This is a genomic window from Streptosporangium nondiastaticum, assembly GCF_003011965.1.
GTDB lineage: Bacteria > Actinomycetota > Actinomycetes > Streptomycetales > Streptomycetaceae > Streptomyces > Streptomyces nondiastaticus.
Genome location: NZ_PXWG01000151.1, coordinates 1 through 15,943, shown reverse-complemented (window position 1 = coordinate 15,943; position 15,943 = coordinate 1). Strand labels below are relative to the sequence as shown.

The following is a 15,943-nucleotide window of genomic DNA, read 5'->3' as shown; positions in this document are numbered from 1 at the left end:
GGATCGGTCCCGCCCCCTCCGCCGCGCCCCTCGTCACGCGAAGGCGCTGTGCCCCGTGACGGCCTTTCCGACGATGAGGGTGTTCATTTCGCGGGACCCCTCGAACGAGTAGACGGCCTCGGCGTCCGCGAAGAACTTGGCGATCTCGTAGTCGAGGACGATGCCGTTTCCGCCGAAGAGCTCACGGGCCCAGGCGACGCACTCGCGCATGCGGGAGGTGGTGAACGCCTTCGCGAGCGCGGCCTGTTCGGCGCTGCCCCGGCCGGCGGCGACCAGCTGGTTGAGACGGACGACCATGCCGAACATCGCGGTGATGTTGCCGAGCATCTTCACCAGGAGGTCCTGGATCAGCTGGAAGGAGCCGATGGGCCGGCCGAACTGCACGCGGGTGACGGCGTACTCACGGGCCAGCTCGTAGGAGCGCACCGCGATCCCCAGTGCCTGCCAGGCCACTCCGCCGCGCGTGTGGGCCAGGACGGCCGCGGTGTCGCGGAAGCTGCCGATGCGCTGCAGGCGGTCCGCCTCGGGGACCCGTACCCCGTCGAGGACGATGTCGGCGTTCTGCACGGTCCGCAATGCGATCTTGCCCTCGATCTTCGTGGCGGTGAAACCGGGGGTGCCCTTCTCGACGACGAAGCCCTTGACGTTGCCGTCGGCCACGTCGCGCGCCCAGACCACGACGAGATCGGCGAAGGTGCCGTTGCCGATCCACCGCTTGGCGCCGTCGAGGACCCAGGTGTCGCCCTCGCGCCGGGCGGTGGTGCGCATGCCGCCCGCGACGTCGGAGCCGCCCTCGGGTTCGGTCAGGGCGAAGGCTCCGATCTTGTTCATCGCGGCCATGTCCGGCAGCCAGCGCTCGCGCTGCTCAGGGCTTCCGCCGCCGCGGATGCTGCCCATCGCCAGACCGGTGTGGACCCCGGAGAACACCGCCAGTGACGGGTCGACGCGGTTGAGTTCCATGGTGAGGAAGCCGGTGAAGAGCTCGCTGCGCGGCCGGCCGTCGCCGAATTCGGGGTAGGTGTATCCGGCCAGCTGGAGCTTGGCCATCTTCCCGATCGCCTCGAAGGGGAATTCCGCCCGGTCCCAGGCGTCCTGGGCAAGCGGCTTGATCTCGCTCTCCAAGTAATCGCGGATGGTGGCAAGTTCGGCTCGTTCGGCGTCGCTGAGCAGGTCGGCGAATCCGAAGAAGTCGGCAGTAGGGTTGGCGGGCTTGGACATCGACGGCTCCTTTCTGGAAGTCCCTGAAGTTCGTAAAGGTCCTGAAAGACTCAGCGGTGGTCGGCGCGGCGCAGCGCGGCGGTCAGGGCGAGTTGCTTGCGGTCGCGGAGCAGGGCGCGTTCCCGGTAGGCCTCGGGGCCGTGTCCGTACGCGGCCTCGGTCTGGCCGACGATCGCGGCGACGGCGTCGTCGTCCAGCTCCGGACGGCCCAGGCGCTGCCAGCCCTCGGTGAGACCGGGGCCCAGGTGCCGCATCATGTGGCGGATGCCGCCGGGGCCGCCGCCGAGGTGGAAGCTCTCGAAGGGGCCGACGGCCGCGTAGCGGCCGCCCAGTGACGCCTTCATCACGGTGTCGAGCTCCCCGGCGTCGACCACCCCGCTGAGCACGAGGTGGATCGCCTCTTGGAGCACCGCGCTCTGCAGCCGGTTGGCTGCGAACCCGGGGATCTCCTTGCGCAGCCGCACGGGCGTCTTGCCCAGTGCCCGGTAGAAGGCCATGGCCGCCTCGACCACGTCCTCCGCGGTGCGCTCGCCCGGCACGATCTCCACCAGTGGTACGAGGTGCGGCGGATTGAAGGGGTGCGCGACCAGCAACCGGGAGGCAACCTCGTCCGGCAGCCCGGCGGCGATCCGGGAGGCGACGATCCCGGAGCTGGAGGTGGCCAGGACCGCGTCGGCCGGGGCGTGCCTGCCGATGCGGGCGAACAACTGCTGCTTGAACTCCAGGTTCTCCGGGCCGTTCTCCTGGACGAGTCGCGCTCCGGCCACGGACTCGGCCAGGTCGTGGGTGGTGCGGATACGGCTGCGCAGTGCGGACGCGTCGCTGCCGGGCAGACCGGCGGCGAGCAGCGGAAGGGCGTCGCCGACGGCCTCGTCCAGGTCCTCGCGCGGATCGGTGACGGTCACCTCGATCCCGTACGACGCGAACAGCGCGGCCCAGGCGAGGCCGATGGTGCCGGCGCCGACGACGGTGACGGCCTTCCAGTCGGGGAGGCGCCCGGGGAAGCCCTCCGGGCTGCATTCGGGGGCGTGTTCGAAGGCGTGTTCGGGGGTGCATTCGGGGGTCATGACGCGTCCTCCTCGGTCAGGTAGTCATGGACGGGAACGGCCTTCTCCAGCGTGAGATCCGTGACGATGTGGCTTGCCGAGACGATCTCGCGCACCGGCAGGTCCGCCAGCGGCGCCAGCACGTGCTCGAAGAGCTGCAGTCGCGCGGGGCCGGTGTAGGCCTCCTTGACCACGAGATCGGTGATCTGCGTGCGGACCAGTTCGCAGACGCGCGGGGTGCCGTCGTAGCCGGGGACGACCTTGAGCATGTACGTGGGCACGGCGATCTGCTCGTAGGCGAGCTCACAGTCGAGCGGCCGGTGTTTGTAGCCCATCGTCGCGGTGGCCACCCGCACGCTGCCGTAGTCCAGCGTCCCGACCAGCGCGGAGTGGTCGGCGAACAGGGCCGGCGTGCCCATCGCCTTCGGGTAGGCGCTCACCTCGCGGCCCGCGGCAATGGCGGCGAAGCTGTCCAGGTACATCGCGTGCAGGTACTCGCCGCACTCGTCCCCGAACCGCACCGGGATCGCCTGCCCTGCCTCGACGTACGGGCCGTAGGCCGTGACGTCCGTCATCTTCATCACCTCGAACCGCACCAACGGTTCACCGGGGTCGACGCGCAGCGGCTCGGGCACCACGGCCCGCAGCGCCTCGGGGTCGGTGCGGTAGACGATGCTGAGGTACTCGCGATCGGTGAAGCGGGCCGCGACCGGGGCGTACGCGGGCGCCGTGGCGGGGGTGCTGAGGGTCCCCAGGATGCGTGCGCGGTTCATCGTCCGCTCCACTGCGGCGCGCGCTTCTCGGTGAAGGCACGCACCCCCTCGGCGAAGTCGGCCGAGCGCAGCAGCGCTCCGGCCTCGGCGGTCTGCGCGGCGAACGCCTCCGGCTCCGGCACGCCGTCGGCCAGCCGGACGGTCCTCTTCACCGCGGCCAGGGCCAGCGGCGCGTTGGCCGCGATCTCCGCGGCGAGCTCCAGCGCGGCCGGCAGCGCCCCGCCGTCGGGGGTGAGGCGGTTGACGACGCCCAGTTCGCGGGCGCGTCCGGCGGTGACCGTACGGCCGGTCAGCAGCAGCTCCATCGCCAGGTGATGGGGGACGCGCCGGGGGAGCCGTACGACTCCGCCGCCGGCGGCGATCAGCCCGCGCCTCACCTCGGGGAGGGCGAAGCGGGCGCCCTCGGCGGCGACCACCAGGTCACAGGCCAGGGCGAGCTCGAAGCCGCCGCCCAGGGCATGGCCCTCGACGGCCGCGATGAGCGGCTTGGTCGTCGCGGCCTCGACGAGTCCGGCGAAACCCTTGCCGGGCACGGTCACCTGCTCGCCGCGGGCGGCGGCCTTGAGGTCCATGCCCGCGCAGAAGGTCCCGTCCGCGCCGGTGAGCACGCCCACCCGCAGCCCGGGATCGGACTCCAGCCGGTCGACGGCGGCGGCGATGCCTTGGGCCACCTCGGCGTTCACGGCGTTGCGGGCCCGGGGCCGGTCGATGGTGACGACGAGGGTGCCGCCGCTGGTCTCGGTGCGGACGCCGCTCATCGCCGCACCTCGCCGCGGTCGAGCTCGGCGAGCACTTCTTCTGTGTGCTGGCCCGGCAGCGGCGCGTGCCGGCGCACCGAGGCCGGCGTGGCGGAGAACGTCAGCGGTATGCCGACCACCCGGTATGCGCCCTCGCTGGGGTGGTCGGCGACGTCCAGCAGACGCCCCTCACGGACGTACGGGTCATCAGCGGCGTCGTCGAGCCGCAGCACGGGCCCGACGGGGATGCTGTGCTTGGTGCACACCTCCGTCCACTCCTCCGTGGTCAGCCGCGGCGTCACCGTCTCCAGCAGCTCGGCGAGGGCCTCGCCGTCCCGCTGCGCGTCGATGAACTCGCCGTTCACCCGCGGATCGTCCGCCAGGTCGGGACGGCCCGCGGCGGCGAACAAGTCGCGGAAGTTCTGCGGGCTGTACGGGATGATCATGGCCAGGCCGTCCTTGGTCGGGCGGGCCCGGTGCCCCTTGTTCATGGACAGCGGAAAACCGGTCGGGCCCATCGGCGGCTCGAAGATGCGGCCCTGCAGGTGCTCGACCAGGTTGAACGCCAGCAGCGTGTCCACCATGGGCACCTCCACCCGCTGCCCCCGGCCGGTCTCCCGCTGATGGACGAGGGCCGCCAGCGCCGCGTAGACGATCGTCAGCGCGGCGACCTTGTCGGCGATGATGCTCGGCAGCACCACCGGCGCCCCCACGTCGCCCGCGCGCTGCGCCAGGTCCAGCAGCCCGGAGGCGGCCTGCACCGTCTCGTCGTACGCGGCAAGCCGGGACCGGTCGGAGTCCGGGCGGAACCCTTGCGCATGGACGTGGACGAGGCGGGGGTTGGCTGCGGCGAGGCTGTCGTAGTCCATGCCGAGGCGGCGCAGGGCGCCGATCCGCATGTTGGTGATGAGGATGTCGGCGGTGCCGATGAGTTCCAGGGCCCTGGCGCGCTCGCCACCGTCCTTGAGGTTGAGCGTTACGCTGCGCTTGTTGCGGTTGACGTTGAGGTTCAGCGGCGTCATGCCGGGCGTACGGTGCAGCTTGCCGACCCGTACGGTGTCGTTCGGCGATTCGATCTTGATGACGTCGGCGCCGAGGTCGCCGAGGATCTGCGCGGCGTAGGGACCCATCACGACGGTGGCCATGTCGATGACGCGCACTCCGGCGAGCGGGCCGGCAGCCGGGCCTGTTCCTGTTGCGGGTTCTGTGAATTCTACGGATTCTGCTGCTTCTACGGCTTCTGCTGATTCTGCTGCTTCCATCACCACTCCACTACGGAAAACGGGACGGGAAAGGGTGGGGTATCGCCCCCTCTTCGGGGCGCTCCTGCGTCCTGGGTAAAACGCTAGTCCGGTGAAGTCCCGGAACCCAAGCGGTCGGTGACACCAATGCGCGAAAAACGGCGTGACCGCAGCGGTCACGCCGTTTCCTGGGGCGGGTACTTCAGGAAGCCTCGGTGAACACGGCTCCGGCCTCCGTCACCAGTCCGTGCAGGTCACCATCCGGTTCCGCCCGGTCCCGGCGCCAGATCAGCCCGGTCGCGAGGGCGGGGGAGAAGTCCCGGAAAGGCAGGACGACGCTCGCACCCCTTCCGCTTTCACCGCTGTTCGCGCTGAGCAGCGTGATGCCGAATACCGAGCCGTTCGCCACGATCTCGCGGACGCTCGCGTAATCCCCGATATTGAGGGTGATTTCCTTGTGGATGCCCGCGGATTTCAGGCGCACCCGGAGCTGGTCAAAATACGTCGGGAGCGTCCCGGGAGCCGACGTCACATAGGTGTGGTCGGTGAGCTCGCTCAGCGACACCGAACTCCGCGAGCCGAATTCGGCGGCCGGCAGCAGCGCGCCCAGCGGCTCGCGCAGCAGCTCCAGCACCTCGATTCCCTCGGCGTGCACCGGCAGGTGCACCAGCGCCATGGCCAGGTCGCCGCGCTGCACCGCCTTCACGAGGTTCGCGCTGTTTCCGGGCCAGCGCTTGACGACGAACCCCTCGGCGCAGCGCTCCTCGACACGCTCCAGCCGCTCCCGCAGCTGCGAGTGCAGAGCCGGTACCACCCCCACGTACACCGTCTGCCGCTCGGAGCCCAGGGCCCGGCGCAACTGCCAGGGAATGTCGTCGAACCGGCCGAGGACGTCCTTCGCGACGGGCAGCAGCGCCGCGCCGGCACCGGTCAGAGCCACGTGGTGCGAATCCCGGTCGAACAGCCGCTGGCCGAGCTCGCGCTCCAGGTCCCGTATTCGCTGACTCAACGGCGAGGTGGCCATGTTGAGTTGACGCGCGGCCCGGGAGAAGCTGAGGTTCTCGGCGACAGCGACGAAGTAGCGCAGATGGAAGATCTCCATCGCCGTACCCTAAAACCTGCCTGATGACACTGTGACCAGGGGCTGGGGGCAAGGCCGGCCAGGGGGCGAGACACCACCGGCGAGCCGCGTAAGTCGCGCCGGGCCGGACTCACCTGCAAGGGCGTCCGCATGTCTGCCATGTCTGCCATCTCTGCCATGTCTGCCGTGTCCGCCCTGAACGATGAGCCCGGCGGACCGGCCCGCCATCACGACCGGGGAACGCGGCTGGTGCACTTCGCCGCCCGCGTTCTCGTCGTCTGCCCCCCGGTGCGGCGGCCGTGCCCTCGTAGCGCTCAGGCCCGGGACTCCCTGAGCGCAAGTACTTCAGCGAGCTGCTGTTCCAGCCGCGCCGCCTGTCCTGCCCGGGGTGCGGCGCCACGGCCGACTGGCAGCCGGAAACGCGGGATGAAGCGGGCCGAGAACCGCGACAAGGTCCTGACCGGCCTTGTGATTCCCCCGGTGCCGTCCCCCGGCCGGCAGAAGCTTGAGGCGGGCCGGCAGCCCCCGCACGCTCAGCGGGCGCGCTGAGCCGTCCGGTGCCACGCTGGAGGTGGGCTCCGGCCTGTGGAATGCGGAGGAGCGGACATGGAGATCAAGCCGCAGGCGGTCGTCATCCCCAAGGAGACCGATCATCTGGAACAGGGCAAGTACGGGCCCGTCTTTCCGAGAACTCCGGCCTGCTACGGGTTCACCATCGTCGCGGACGTAAAGCCGGGCAGGGCTGAGGCGATGCGGGAGTACGGCCATGCCCTGGCCAAGGCGCTGGAGCAGGATCCGTACCTTCTCGCGCCGTTGAAGCTGCACTACCTGCGCTGGGTCTTGTTCGATGACGACACCCGCTTCATGTACCAGGGGATTTTCGACACCGACTTCGACAAATACACCGAGGATGCCGTCGCGCTGTTCAGCAAAGCGGGTGTGAACACCGCCTTCGAGAACCTCGAAGGGTTTCCCGAGGACTGGCGTACGAACCCGGAGGCGTTCGTACGCTTCGTGCGGGACCATCACTGTCCGAGCTTCATCGAGTACGGAGAGTATCCGTACGTGACGGCGGACGAGATCAAGAAGGCTCTGCGGATCAAGAGTGCTCTCTCGGAGATGCTCGACCAGATGCAGTGAGGGCTGGGCGATGAGCGAGGCCGGAACAGCGCGGGTCTACAACCAGCGGCACGTTCCGAGGAAGCACACGCCGGCCGGGCGGCGTGTGAGCGTCTACGTCTCGTGGAGCTATCCGGCGGAGGCAGGCCGGAACGCGGCCGAGCTGGATAACCGGTTCTCCACGCTGACGGAGGTGCGCCGGGTGGCGTGGCCGGCCTACGAGGACCCGAAGTGGTCGGATCCTTATCGGTTCCAGCAGGGCGTCGCCGGCTCCCTGGAGTTGTTCTTCTGGGCCTGGGTGCCGTTCCAGGACTTCGTCGAGGAAGTCACGGGGCATCCTGTCCCGGTCTACCAGCGCATCGACCAGGCCGGTTTCCACACCCCGCTGGATGAGCGGGTACTCGACGACACGGACGTCCTGTTCGTCTTCGGACTGGACCACATGATCACCGGGCAGGAGGCGCAGCCCGGGGAGATCGAGGCGCTGCGGGCCTTCCTCGCCCGGGAGGAAGCCCGCCTGGTCCTGGGGCCCCACCACGACGTCGGCGCGTCGGACGATCTGTCCGTGCGGGAGGTGGAGTACCGCCACCACGGCGATCCCCTGGTGCCTCGCCAGCAGCGGTTCGCCACCTACGTCCGGGATCTGATGAAGGACCTGGGTGTGCCGGTCGTCAACCGGTACGGGCTGCGTCCGGCCACCGGTGAGGGCAACCGGATCGCTCCTTTGTCGACGGTCCCGGATCTGGATGAGAAGGGGTGGCTGAACGGGGTCACGAACTTCAATTTCCACATGCACCTGCCGCACTACGCGGTGACCAGTGACGATCCGAAGGCCATCCACGTGCTGGCCCGGCAGCCGATCGACACCTCCCGGCCCCATCCGTTCACCGACGAGGGGAACACCGAATTCAACATGTTCCTGTGGATGCCTCCCGGCGGTGACCGCGCGGCCGATGTGCTGCTGGCCGACTCCACGATCTTCAGCACGCTTTTCGGCGCCGACGACAGCCTGCGGAATTTCTGGCGCAACCTCGTTACATAGCGATGCCGCAGGGAGGCCGACGTGAGCGCACTCATCCACGTCACACTCGAACTCGACGACATCCAGCGCGGGGTCCTCAGCCCACGGCCCACCCCGTACGCGGCGACGTACCTGGCCTTCCGCATCGACGACCGCGCCCAGGGCCGGGAACTGATGCGGCGGGCGAGCGCGGCGGCGACCTCCGCCGCCGACACCTCCAGCCCCCTGGGAGACACCTGGGTCAGTGTCGCCGTCACCTACCGGGGCATGGAAGCCCTCGGGGTGCCGCGCTCCTCGCTGGAGTCCTTCGCCTGGGAGTTCCGGCAGGGCATGGCAGCCCGCGCCCGAGCACTGCGCGACGAGGGCGCCAGCAGCCCGCAGTACTGGGAGGCACCGCTCGGCACGCGCGACGTCCATGTGGTGATCACGGCGATCGCACCCGACCCCCCTCGCCTGGAGGCGGCCATCGACCGCGCCCGCCCCGCCTACGAGCGCCTGCCCGGCGTGACGGCGATCTGGAGGCAGGACTGCTACGCGCTGCCCACCGAGAAGGAACACTTCGGCTACCTCGACGGCGTCAGCCATCCGGCCATCGAAGGCAGCGGCATCCCAGGGTCCAACACACTGGAAGCACCCTTGAAGAGCGGGGAGTTCGTGCTCGGCTACCCCGATGAGCTCGGCGGTGTCCAGACGCCTCAGCCGGCCGTGCTCGGGCGCAACGGCAGTTATGCGGTCTTCCGCAAGCTCCGCCAGGACGTCGCCGCGTTCAGGCGGTATCTGAGGGACAACTCCGCCGGCCCCGAGGACGAGGAGCTGATCGCCGCGAAGATCATGGGGCGCTGGCGCAGCGGAGCCCCTCTGGCGCTCGCCCCGCAGCAGGACAACCCCGCACTCGGCGCCGATCCCCATCGCCGCAACACCTTCCTGTACGAGCAGGACGACCCGATGGGATTCGTCACGCCCGGTGGCTGCCACATCCGTCGGGCCAACCCGCGCGACGCCTCGGTGGCCGGGGAGGTACGGCTGCACCGCATGATCCGGCGCGGCGCCGTCTACGGCCCGCCACTGCCCGAAGGCGTGCTGGAGGACGACGGAGCGGACCGCGGTCTGATGTTCGCGTTCATCGGCGCCCACCTGGGCCGGCAGTTCGAGTTCGTCCAGTCGCAGTGGATGAACGACGGCGTCTTCTTCGGGGCCGGCAACGCGAAAGACCCCGTCGTCGGCGCCGCCGACGGGCAGACCGGCTACACGATCCCCCGACGACCGGTGCGCCGCCGCCTGGCCCCGCTGCCCCGTTTCGTCGTCACCCGTGGAGGCGAGTACTGCTTCCTGCCGAGCCTGAGCGCCCTGCGCTGGCTCGGGGACCTCCATGACTGACCGGGCGGACCAGCGCCATGGACACCCTGCATCTCGTCCTCAATGCGGTCACCGTCATCTTCATCGCGGCCACCATGTTCGCCGCCGGCCTGCGCGCCACCGTCCCGGCACTGCGCGGCGTTTTCGCCGACGTGCCCCTGCTGTTGCCGGCGCTGACCGCCAACATGGTGGTCATCCCCCTGCTCGGCTGGGGCATCGGCGCACTGTTCGGCCTCTCCTCGGCCTCCTTCATCGCCCTCGTCCTGATCGCCTCCTCCCCGGGCGGCCCCTTCGGGGCGAAGCTGGCGGCGGTGCAGCAGGGCGACGTCGTCGCGGGCGCGGCGATGCAGGTACTGCTCGCCTCCCTCGGCAGCCTCACCTTCGCCCCCACCGCGAGCGCCGTCCTCATCGCCGCCGACATCGGCACCAAGGTCTCCCTCGACGTCGGCGCGCTGGTGCGGACGGTGGCACTGCTGCAACTCGTCCCGTTCGCGATCGGCCTGCTCCTGCGTCGCTACGCCGAACCCACCGCACAGTCGTGGCACCCGACAGCAGCCGCGGTCTCCAACATCACGTTCCTGGTCGTGTTGGCAGGCATGCTGCTGGGCAACTGGCGGGACGTCGCCGAGCTCTTCGGTTCACTGGCCCTGCTCGCGGGGTTCCTGCTCGCGGTGTTCGCCTTCGCCGTGGGAACGCTGCTGGCGGCCGGCCCGATGACACGCCGCACCACCATGGGCGGCGTCGCCTCGGTACGCAACGCCGGCCCCGCCCTGGCCGCCATCGGCCTCGCCTTCGCCGACCAGCCCGCTGTTCTGGGCGCACTCGCCGCGATCCTCCTCAGCGGCCTCGCGGCGGCCCTCCCGATCGCCACGCTTCTCAGCAGGCGCCGGAGTGCCCCGGAAACGCCGGGCACTGAAGTGCTCCGCAACGACACGTCCGTCCGGTGATTCAGACGGTCCGCCACGTACAACCCGACCATCTGCTGTGCCCGGCTCAACTGCGGCTCCCAGTACCGCGAGAGCATGCGGCCCATGGTCTCGGACCCGCGGGACTCCGGCCGAATCGAGCAGAAGCCGCCGCTCGACCCGGTTGCGATGCCCGGTCGGGGGGAGGGCTTGGATACCGTCGCCGGCCGGCCGGGATCGGAGCCGTTCGTTGATGGTGATACCGGTCGTCGGCGCGGCGGGCGATCGCCGCGACGCTGATGTCAGACGTGGGCGGCGGGGACGGAGACAATGACGCCGGCGGGTTCGGCGGTGTCCTTGCCGTGGGCGATGGCGTGCGCCCAGAGGGGCAGCGACACCTCGTAGAACCACAGACCGTCCCTGGCCTGCCGGCGACGACTGGTGAAGGGGCCGTGTTTCGGCCGTGCGGTGTTCCCCAGATGGCGGCTGCCCCAGCGGCGAGGCCGGGGTACGGCGTGCCGGCAGATGACGGTGTTGGTGGCGCCGGTGGCAGGCCTGCCGCCGGTTGTCCTGCCGCACTGGAACACCGCTCAGGATCGGCACCTGGCCGTCTTCGGGAGCCTGCCGCCCTGAACACGGCAGGCGTTCACGGCTCATCAGCGACGGCGGGTTCGCCCCCCAACCGCCCCGCAAAGGCGACCTCGACGCCTACGACGCCAAGCTGGCGTCGGCGCCTCACCCTGAGCCGAGGACAGCGGGCACTCGCGCCGGGGAGTACGGGAGGCGCTGGTCACGCCTCCTGGGCGGGCCCTGCACCTGGGGGTGTGAGGTGTGCGCGCTTGGCCGTGCGGCCGTCGCCCGAGGAGCGGCCCCGTAGGCGGCGCGTGATCCAAGGCCCGAGGAAGTCGGCGGCCCAGCGCAGTTCGGCGGCGCCGGCGCGCCGGCCGGCGGGCGGCGGGGTGGTGGGGGTGGGCAGGGGGGCGGGTCCAGGAGTCGTCGCTGCCGGGCAGGGCAGGGCAGGGCAGGGCGAGGGCGTCGGCGACGGCGATGCATTGGTGGCCGAGGGGCCGGCGTGCAGGCGGTCCGTGCTCCACAGGCGGGGTCGGTGACGACGGCGTGGTGACCGGTCTCGGCGACGGCGACGCCGTGCCGGTGTGCGGCCTGGCGGATGCGGTGGTTGAGGGCGGTGACGCGGTGGCTTACGGGCCGGGCCAGTGGGGTGATGCGGGCGACGTCGGGGAAGGTGAGGGTGGCGACGCGGGTTCCCCGGGCGGTGAGTGCGGCGAACATCGCCTCCAGGTGGCCGGCGACCTCGTCGGCGTCGAAGCGGGGCCGCAGCAGGTCGTTGACGCCGGCCACCACCGTCGCGAGGTCCGGTCGCAGGGCGAGCGCGGGGGCGAGTTGTTCGGCGTGGACCTGCCCGGCGAGGCGGCCTCGGACGGCGAGATCGGCGTACAGCAGACCGGAGTTGTGGCGGGCCATGTGTTCGGTGAGGCGGTCGGCGCGGCCGCGCAGCCCCGTCACGTCGTCGCCGTCGCCGACGCCTTCGGTCTGGCTGTCGCCGAGGGCCACGTACCGCGAGAAGGGAAACGGCGTGCCGGGCATGGCAGGCCCTCTGTTTCGCTGAGTCGGCGGGGGAAGGCCGGTTTCCGAAGCATCACGTCCGTGATGCGGCGGGTTCCCCATCACGTGTCGCTGTCGCGCGTCGTTCGAGGATGCGGAGCGCGGTCTCGCCCCACTGGATGTTCTCCTTCTCGAAGGCCATGCCGCGCAGCAGTGTCAGGTACGGCCCGATGCGTTCGGCCTGCGCGCAGTGCTCGTCCTCCGTGCGCCCCTCCAGGAGACGTTCCCGGAGCCGTTCGTACCGGGCGAGCTTGGCCGCGGCCCACTCCATGCGTTCGGCGATCGCCGCCCGTACGGCCTCGGTGTCGCCCACGTCCGCGCACTGCACCTTGACCAGCAGCTCGTCGCGGATCGCCGTCGGCTTGCCCGGCGGTTCGGCGACGTAGGCGCGTACGGCCTCCGTTCCGGCTTCGGTCAGCGAGAAGAGCCGCTTGTTCGGCCGGCGCTCCTGCTCGACGACGCGGGCGGAGATGAGCCCCTCGCTCTCCATGCGTTCGAGCTCCCGGTAGAGCTGCTGAGGGGCGGCCATCCAGAAGTTCGCGACGGAGGCGTCGAAGGCCTTGGCCAGGTCGTAGCCGGACGCTTCGCCTTCGAGGAGGGCGGCCATCACCGCGTTGCGCAATGCCATGCGAGCAAAGTATCGCATCGTTGACTAGTCATGGATATGACTATCGAGTAGCCTCCGAGGCGCCTAATCAATTAATTGACTAGAGGTGATGTCGTGCATCCGTTCCGCAGGGCCGTCGAGAACCGGGACGAGGCCGCCATCGAGGCCCTCCTCGCCGAGAACGTCGTCTTCACCAGCCCTGTCGCCTTCAAGCCGTACCCGGGCAGAGCGATCACCGCGGCGATCCTGCGCGGGGTGATGCGGGTCTTCGAGGACTTCGCCTACGTGCGGGAGATCGCGAACCCCGACGGCCGCGACCACGCCCTCGTCTTCACCGCGACCGTTGACGGGCGGCAGATCCAGGGTTGCGACTTCCTCCACTTCGACGAGGAGGGGAAGATCGACGACTTCACCGTCATGGTCCGTCCGCTGTCCGCCGCCCAGGCGCTCGCCGAGGCCATGGGAGCCCAGTTCGACCGCATCGCCCACGAGGCCGCTCAGGCCGGGCAGGCCGCTCAGGCCGCTCAGGCCGGGCAGGCCGCCGGGTCCGGAGAGGAGGCCCGGCATCGGGGCCGGTAACGCCGGCCTCACCGCCGCCGCCACCCTCCAGCGCGCCGGGGTCCACCCTGCTGGTCGAGCGCCACAACGTGCCGGGCGGCTGCGCCACCTCGTTCCGGCGCGGCCGGTACGAGTTCGAGGTCGCCCTGCACCAGCTGTCCGGGGTCGGGCTCGAAGGCCAGGGCTTCACCCTGCGGGGGCTCTTCGACAAGCTGGGCGTGTCCGACCGGATCGACTTCGTACAGGAGGAAGCCCTGTACCGGGCCGTCGTTCCCGGACGGCACGACGTGACCCTGCTGGCCGACTGGGCAGGGGCCGCCGACGCTCTGGAGGCGGCGTTCCCCGGCAACCGGCCGAGCGGTTCTTCCAGCTCCTGCGGGACGTCGCGTTCTGGCAGATCGCCGCCATGCGCGGGACGCCGGCCGACGAGATCGCCCCGGTCCTCTTCCGGCAGGGCCTGCGCCCGCTCGCCGACGTCCTCGACGAGCACTTCGACGATCCAGGCCTCAAGTCCTCACGCCCGTCACGCTCGAACTGGGCGGCAAGTCCCCGGCGTTTGCCGACAGCGATGCCAACATCGACACGGTCGCGGCACGCCTCGCCGAGGCCAAGTTCCGCAACGCGGCCCAGACGTGCGTCGCCCCTGACTACGTCCTGACCGACCCCGCCACCGCCCAGCGCCTGGCAGCCGCACTCGCCGAGGCCACGGAGCGCCTCTTCGGCAGCGACCCGCAGACCTAGGACGCCTGCGGGAGCATCGTCAACCAACGCCACTTCGACCGGATTGCCGCCCTGCTCGACTCGGGCACGCCGGCCTTCGGCGGCAGGACCGACCGCGACGACGTCTACATCGCACCCACCGTCCTGACCGCCGTGCATGCCGAGGACCCGATCATGCAGGAAGAGATCTTCAGTCCCGTACTGCCGATCGTCGAGGTCGCCGACCTGGATGAAGCCATTGCCTTCATCAACGACCGCGACAAGCCGCTGGCCCTGTACGGCTTCACCGAGAACGAGACCACGCGCGCCCGCCTCGCCGCCGAGACATCGTCCGGAGGCCTCGGATTCGGCCTGCCCATGGCCCACCTCCGCGTCCCCGACCTGCCCTTCGGCGGCGTCGGCGAGTCCGGCCTCGGCAGCTACCACGGCCCTTACTCCATCGCCACATTCAGTCACCGCCGCGCCCGCCCCGACGTACCGCTGAACCGCCCCCACCGCATTCCACCCGGACCGCCCCGCTCGTGCCCCCTCCACAGCGGGGCGCAAACCTACGCCCCAACGGCTCCCTGCCCACCTCCCACGGGGTGAGCCCCCGGCGCTGGTCGGTTCGGACCCCGGACATGTACGCAGCCCGCGGTGCGGGCTGCGCCCGGGGTGCTCCGGCCGACCACGGGGGTGATGGAGACCTCGGCGGGCAGGTCGACCTACGGCGCACTCGCCACTGCCCGCTGGTGAAACGCACTGCGCCTTCGAGGAGGCCGGGCAAGCGACGGTATGCGATCAGGAAGAAACCGGGACGAGCAGCCCTTCAGTGCCCCAGATCGGCGGAGGTACCCGCCGAACGATCGCATCCGAGGACAAGTGTCGTCGAGCCCTGCCCGGGTCGACGGGCGGCCCTCGGCGGTGTTCCTGCGCGCATGCGGCCCTGGACCAGGACAGCGCTGTCCGGGGTCATCGGCCGGGGCGGGTCATGTCGGCGGGTCGGCGGTGTTCCTTGCTGTGGGTGGTGGTGTGTGTCCAGAGGGTCAGCGGCACCTCGTGGAACCACATGCCGTCCCTGGCCTGCCGCGGGGCACGAGGCGGCCGAGAAGTCCCTGCTGGTCGTGGAGCCGGATCCGGATCTGTGGTGTCGGCATCCGTTCCGGCACGCCCTGGAGCTGCCTGTTGGTGCTGCCCGTCCATGGCCTGGGGCTACGCCGACGTCGTGCCGTCAGCCGTGGTCTCGTCGTGGCCGTCGCCATGTTCGTGCAGGTGCTTGAGGGCCGTCCGCGCCTCGACCACCTTCGCCTTCTCCACTGTGTCCCAGAAGGGGTGGGTGCTGACGGTGGCCGACAGTTCCAGTGCGCGGGCCCGTAGCGCGGCGACCTGTTGCTGCTGTTCCTCGGTCCAGCCGGGGCTGTCGGGCCTGCTGCTGGGGTACCAGTGCCCGTCGGGCCTGCTCCACCCGGGCAGCGGGACGACCGACCACGGCAGCGTGCGCCCGAGCGCGGCGAGGTCGGCGGTCACCTGGTGCAGTTCGAGCTGCGCCTGGCGGAGCGAATCGGGGAAGTCATAGGTATCAGCCATTGCGACTCAATCCTACCCCTGTATCGAATATGCGTTCTATTTGGTGGCGAGGGTGGCCGGTGGGCAGACGGGTGGAGTGCTGTGCCCTGGCCGCTGACCTGCGGATCCCTGTACAGGTGCCTTGGCAGGGCCTGCGGGCTGCCCGCACGCAGCAGGAGGGGCCGGTCGCGCCCTGGGTGGCTGTGACGCAGGGAAGCCGGTGCGCGCAGTGGTGGCGTGTTGAGCCGGTGATGCGGGTGAAGGGGAGGGGCCGCTGCCGCCCGCAGGACGGTCCCGGCCTGAGTGAGGGCAGTCAGTGTGCTGGGCGGGGTCAGGGGGGTGTGAGGGCGTCGAGCTGCGCGGCGAAGAGGGCGTTGGCGGTCTTGGCCTGGC

14 protein-coding genes and 1 pseudogene are annotated in these 15,943 nt (G+C 70.4%); 6 read left to right on the top strand and 9 right to left on the bottom strand.

Annotated elements, in window-relative coordinates; all coding sequences use genetic code 11:
- Nucleotides 1–33: 33 nt before the first annotated feature.
- The 6 genes from B7P34_RS30990 to B7P34_RS30965 all read right to left on the bottom strand — a co-directional run bounded on the left by B7P34_RS30990 (nt 34) and on the right by B7P34_RS30965 (nt 6,117).
- Nucleotides 34–1,218, bottom strand: coding sequence for an acyl-CoA dehydrogenase family protein (locus B7P34_RS30990; RefSeq protein ID WP_106681514.1), 1,185 nt, complete (start codon nt 1,216–1,218; stop codon nt 34–36).
- 50 nt (nt 1,219–1,268) lie between these two features.
- Nucleotides 1,269–2,285: a 3-hydroxyacyl-CoA dehydrogenase NAD-binding domain-containing protein gene (locus B7P34_RS30985; RefSeq protein WP_106681513.1), complete on the bottom strand. Its 1,017-nt coding sequence runs from the start codon at nt 2,283–2,285 to the stop codon at nt 1,269–1,271.
- Nucleotides 2,282–3,037, bottom strand: a complete 756-nt coding sequence (locus B7P34_RS30980; RefSeq protein WP_106681512.1) for an acetoacetate decarboxylase — start codon at nt 3,035–3,037, stop codon at nt 2,282–2,284. The genes B7P34_RS30985 and B7P34_RS30980 overlap by 4 nt, the downstream gene beginning before the upstream one ends.
- Nucleotides 3,034–3,795, bottom strand: a complete 762-nt coding sequence (locus tag B7P34_RS30975; protein WP_106681511.1) for a crotonase/enoyl-CoA hydratase family protein — start codon at nt 3,793–3,795, stop codon at nt 3,034–3,036. The genes B7P34_RS30980 and B7P34_RS30975 overlap by 4 nt, the downstream gene beginning before the upstream one ends.
- Nucleotides 3,792–4,934 carry a CaiB/BaiF CoA transferase family protein gene (locus tag B7P34_RS30970; RefSeq protein WP_223268407.1) on the bottom strand — a complete coding sequence of 381 codons (1,143 nt, stop codon included), beginning with the start codon at nt 4,932–4,934 and terminating at the stop codon, nt 3,792–3,794. Before B7P34_RS30970 ends, B7P34_RS30975 begins: the two co-directional genes overlap by 4 nt.
- A gap of 283 nt (nt 4,935–5,217) precedes the next feature.
- A complete protein-coding gene (locus B7P34_RS30965; protein WP_106681509.1) occupies nt 5,218–6,117 on the bottom strand; it encodes a LysR family transcriptional regulator in 900 nt (299 codons plus the stop codon).
- Nucleotides 6,118–6,702: 585 nt separating this feature from the next.
- Between B7P34_RS30965 and B7P34_RS30955 the strand changes: the two genes are divergently transcribed.
- Genes B7P34_RS30955 through B7P34_RS30940 form a run of 4 tightly spaced genes read left to right on the top strand, consistent with a single transcriptional unit; the run spans nt 6,703 to nt 10,539 of the window.
- Nucleotides 6,703–7,236 (top strand): hypothetical protein, encoded by a 534-nt coding sequence (locus B7P34_RS30955; RefSeq protein ID WP_106681508.1) that lies wholly within the window; start codon nt 6,703–6,705, stop codon nt 7,234–7,236.
- 10 nt (nt 7,237–7,246) lie between these two features.
- Nucleotides 7,247–8,257 carry a hypothetical protein gene (locus tag B7P34_RS30950; protein WP_189383199.1) on the top strand — a complete coding sequence of 337 codons (1,011 nt, stop codon included), beginning with the start codon at nt 7,247–7,249 and terminating at the stop codon, nt 8,255–8,257.
- 21 nt (nt 8,258–8,278) lie between these two features.
- Nucleotides 8,279–9,613 (top strand): Dyp-type peroxidase, encoded by a 1,335-nt coding sequence (locus tag B7P34_RS30945; RefSeq protein WP_106681507.1) that lies wholly within the window; start codon nt 8,279–8,281, stop codon nt 9,611–9,613.
- A 17-nt stretch (nt 9,614–9,630) separates the two neighbouring features.
- A complete protein-coding gene (locus tag B7P34_RS30940; RefSeq protein WP_106681506.1) occupies nt 9,631–10,539 on the top strand; it encodes a bile acid:sodium symporter family protein in 909 nt (302 codons plus the stop codon).
- A 693-nt stretch (nt 10,540–11,232) separates the two neighbouring features.
- Here the strand turns inward: B7P34_RS30940 and B7P34_RS30935 are convergent.
- Both B7P34_RS30935 and B7P34_RS30930 read right to left on the bottom strand, forming a co-directional pair.
- On the bottom strand, nt 11,233–12,102 hold the full coding sequence (locus B7P34_RS30935) for an SGNH/GDSL hydrolase family protein (RefSeq protein WP_353620282.1): 870 nt from the start codon (nt 12,100–12,102) through the stop codon (nt 11,233–11,235).
- A 52-nt stretch (nt 12,103–12,154) separates the two neighbouring features.
- Nucleotides 12,155–12,748 (bottom strand): PadR family transcriptional regulator, encoded by a 594-nt coding sequence (locus tag B7P34_RS30930; RefSeq protein WP_106681505.1) that lies wholly within the window; start codon nt 12,746–12,748, stop codon nt 12,155–12,157.
- A 93-nt stretch (nt 12,749–12,841) separates the two neighbouring features.
- Between B7P34_RS30930 and B7P34_RS30925 the strand changes: the two genes are divergently transcribed.
- Together B7P34_RS30925 and B7P34_RS30915 are read left to right on the top strand one after the other, a co-directional pair.
- Entirely contained in the window at nt 12,842–13,306 is a 465-nt protein-coding gene (locus tag B7P34_RS30925; RefSeq protein ID WP_106681504.1) for a nuclear transport factor 2 family protein, read from the top strand.
- 369 nt (nt 13,307–13,675) lie between these two features.
- A pseudogene (locus tag B7P34_RS30915) lies at nt 13,676–14,593 on the top strand (aldehyde dehydrogenase family protein).
- Nucleotides 14,594–15,196: 603 nt separating this feature from the next.
- Here B7P34_RS30915 and B7P34_RS30910 read toward each other — a convergent pair.
- The gene (locus B7P34_RS30910) at nt 15,197–15,571 is read right to left on the bottom strand and encodes a hypothetical protein (RefSeq protein WP_106681503.1); all 375 of its coding nucleotides are present in this window, start codon (nt 15,569–15,571) and stop codon (nt 15,197–15,199) included.
- Nucleotides 15,572–15,943: the final 372 nt, after the last annotated feature.

What these genes read in the sequence shown, in the direction of transcription:
- B7P34_RS30930 (WP_106681505.1), bottom strand. Translation starts at nt 12,748, where the DNA reads ATGGCATTGCGCAACGCGGTGATGGCCGCCCTCCTCGAAGGCGAAGCG.
- B7P34_RS30965 (WP_106681509.1), bottom strand. Translation starts at nt 6,117, where the DNA reads ATGGAGATCTTCCATCTGCGCTACTTCGTCGCTGTCGCCGAGAACCTC.
- B7P34_RS30935 (WP_353620282.1), bottom strand. Translation starts at nt 12,102, where the DNA reads ATGCCCGGCACGCCGTTTCCCTTCTCGCGGTACGTGGCCCTCGGCGAC.
- B7P34_RS30980 (WP_106681512.1), bottom strand. Translation starts at nt 3,037, where the DNA reads ATGAACCGCGCACGCATCCTGGGGACCCTCAGCACCCCCGCCACGGCG.
- B7P34_RS30940 (WP_106681506.1), top strand. Translation starts at nt 9,631, where the DNA reads ATGGACACCCTGCATCTCGTCCTCAATGCGGTCACCGTCATCTTCATC.
- B7P34_RS30985 (WP_106681513.1), bottom strand. Translation starts at nt 2,285, where the DNA reads ATGACCCCCGAATGCACCCCCGAACACGCCTTCGAACACGCCCCCGAA.
- B7P34_RS30910 (WP_106681503.1), bottom strand. Translation starts at nt 15,571, where the DNA reads ATGGCTGATACCTATGACTTCCCCGATTCGCTCCGCCAGGCGCAGCTC.
- B7P34_RS30990 (WP_106681514.1), bottom strand. Translation starts at nt 1,218, where the DNA reads ATGTCCAAGCCCGCCAACCCTACTGCCGACTTCTTCGGATTCGCCGAC.
- B7P34_RS30955 (WP_106681508.1), top strand. Translation starts at nt 6,703, where the DNA reads ATGGAGATCAAGCCGCAGGCGGTCGTCATCCCCAAGGAGACCGATCAT.
- B7P34_RS30975 (WP_106681511.1), bottom strand. Translation starts at nt 3,795, where the DNA reads ATGAGCGGCGTCCGCACCGAGACCAGCGGCGGCACCCTCGTCGTCACC.
- B7P34_RS30950 (WP_189383199.1), top strand. Translation starts at nt 7,247, where the DNA reads ATGAGCGAGGCCGGAACAGCGCGGGTCTACAACCAGCGGCACGTTCCG.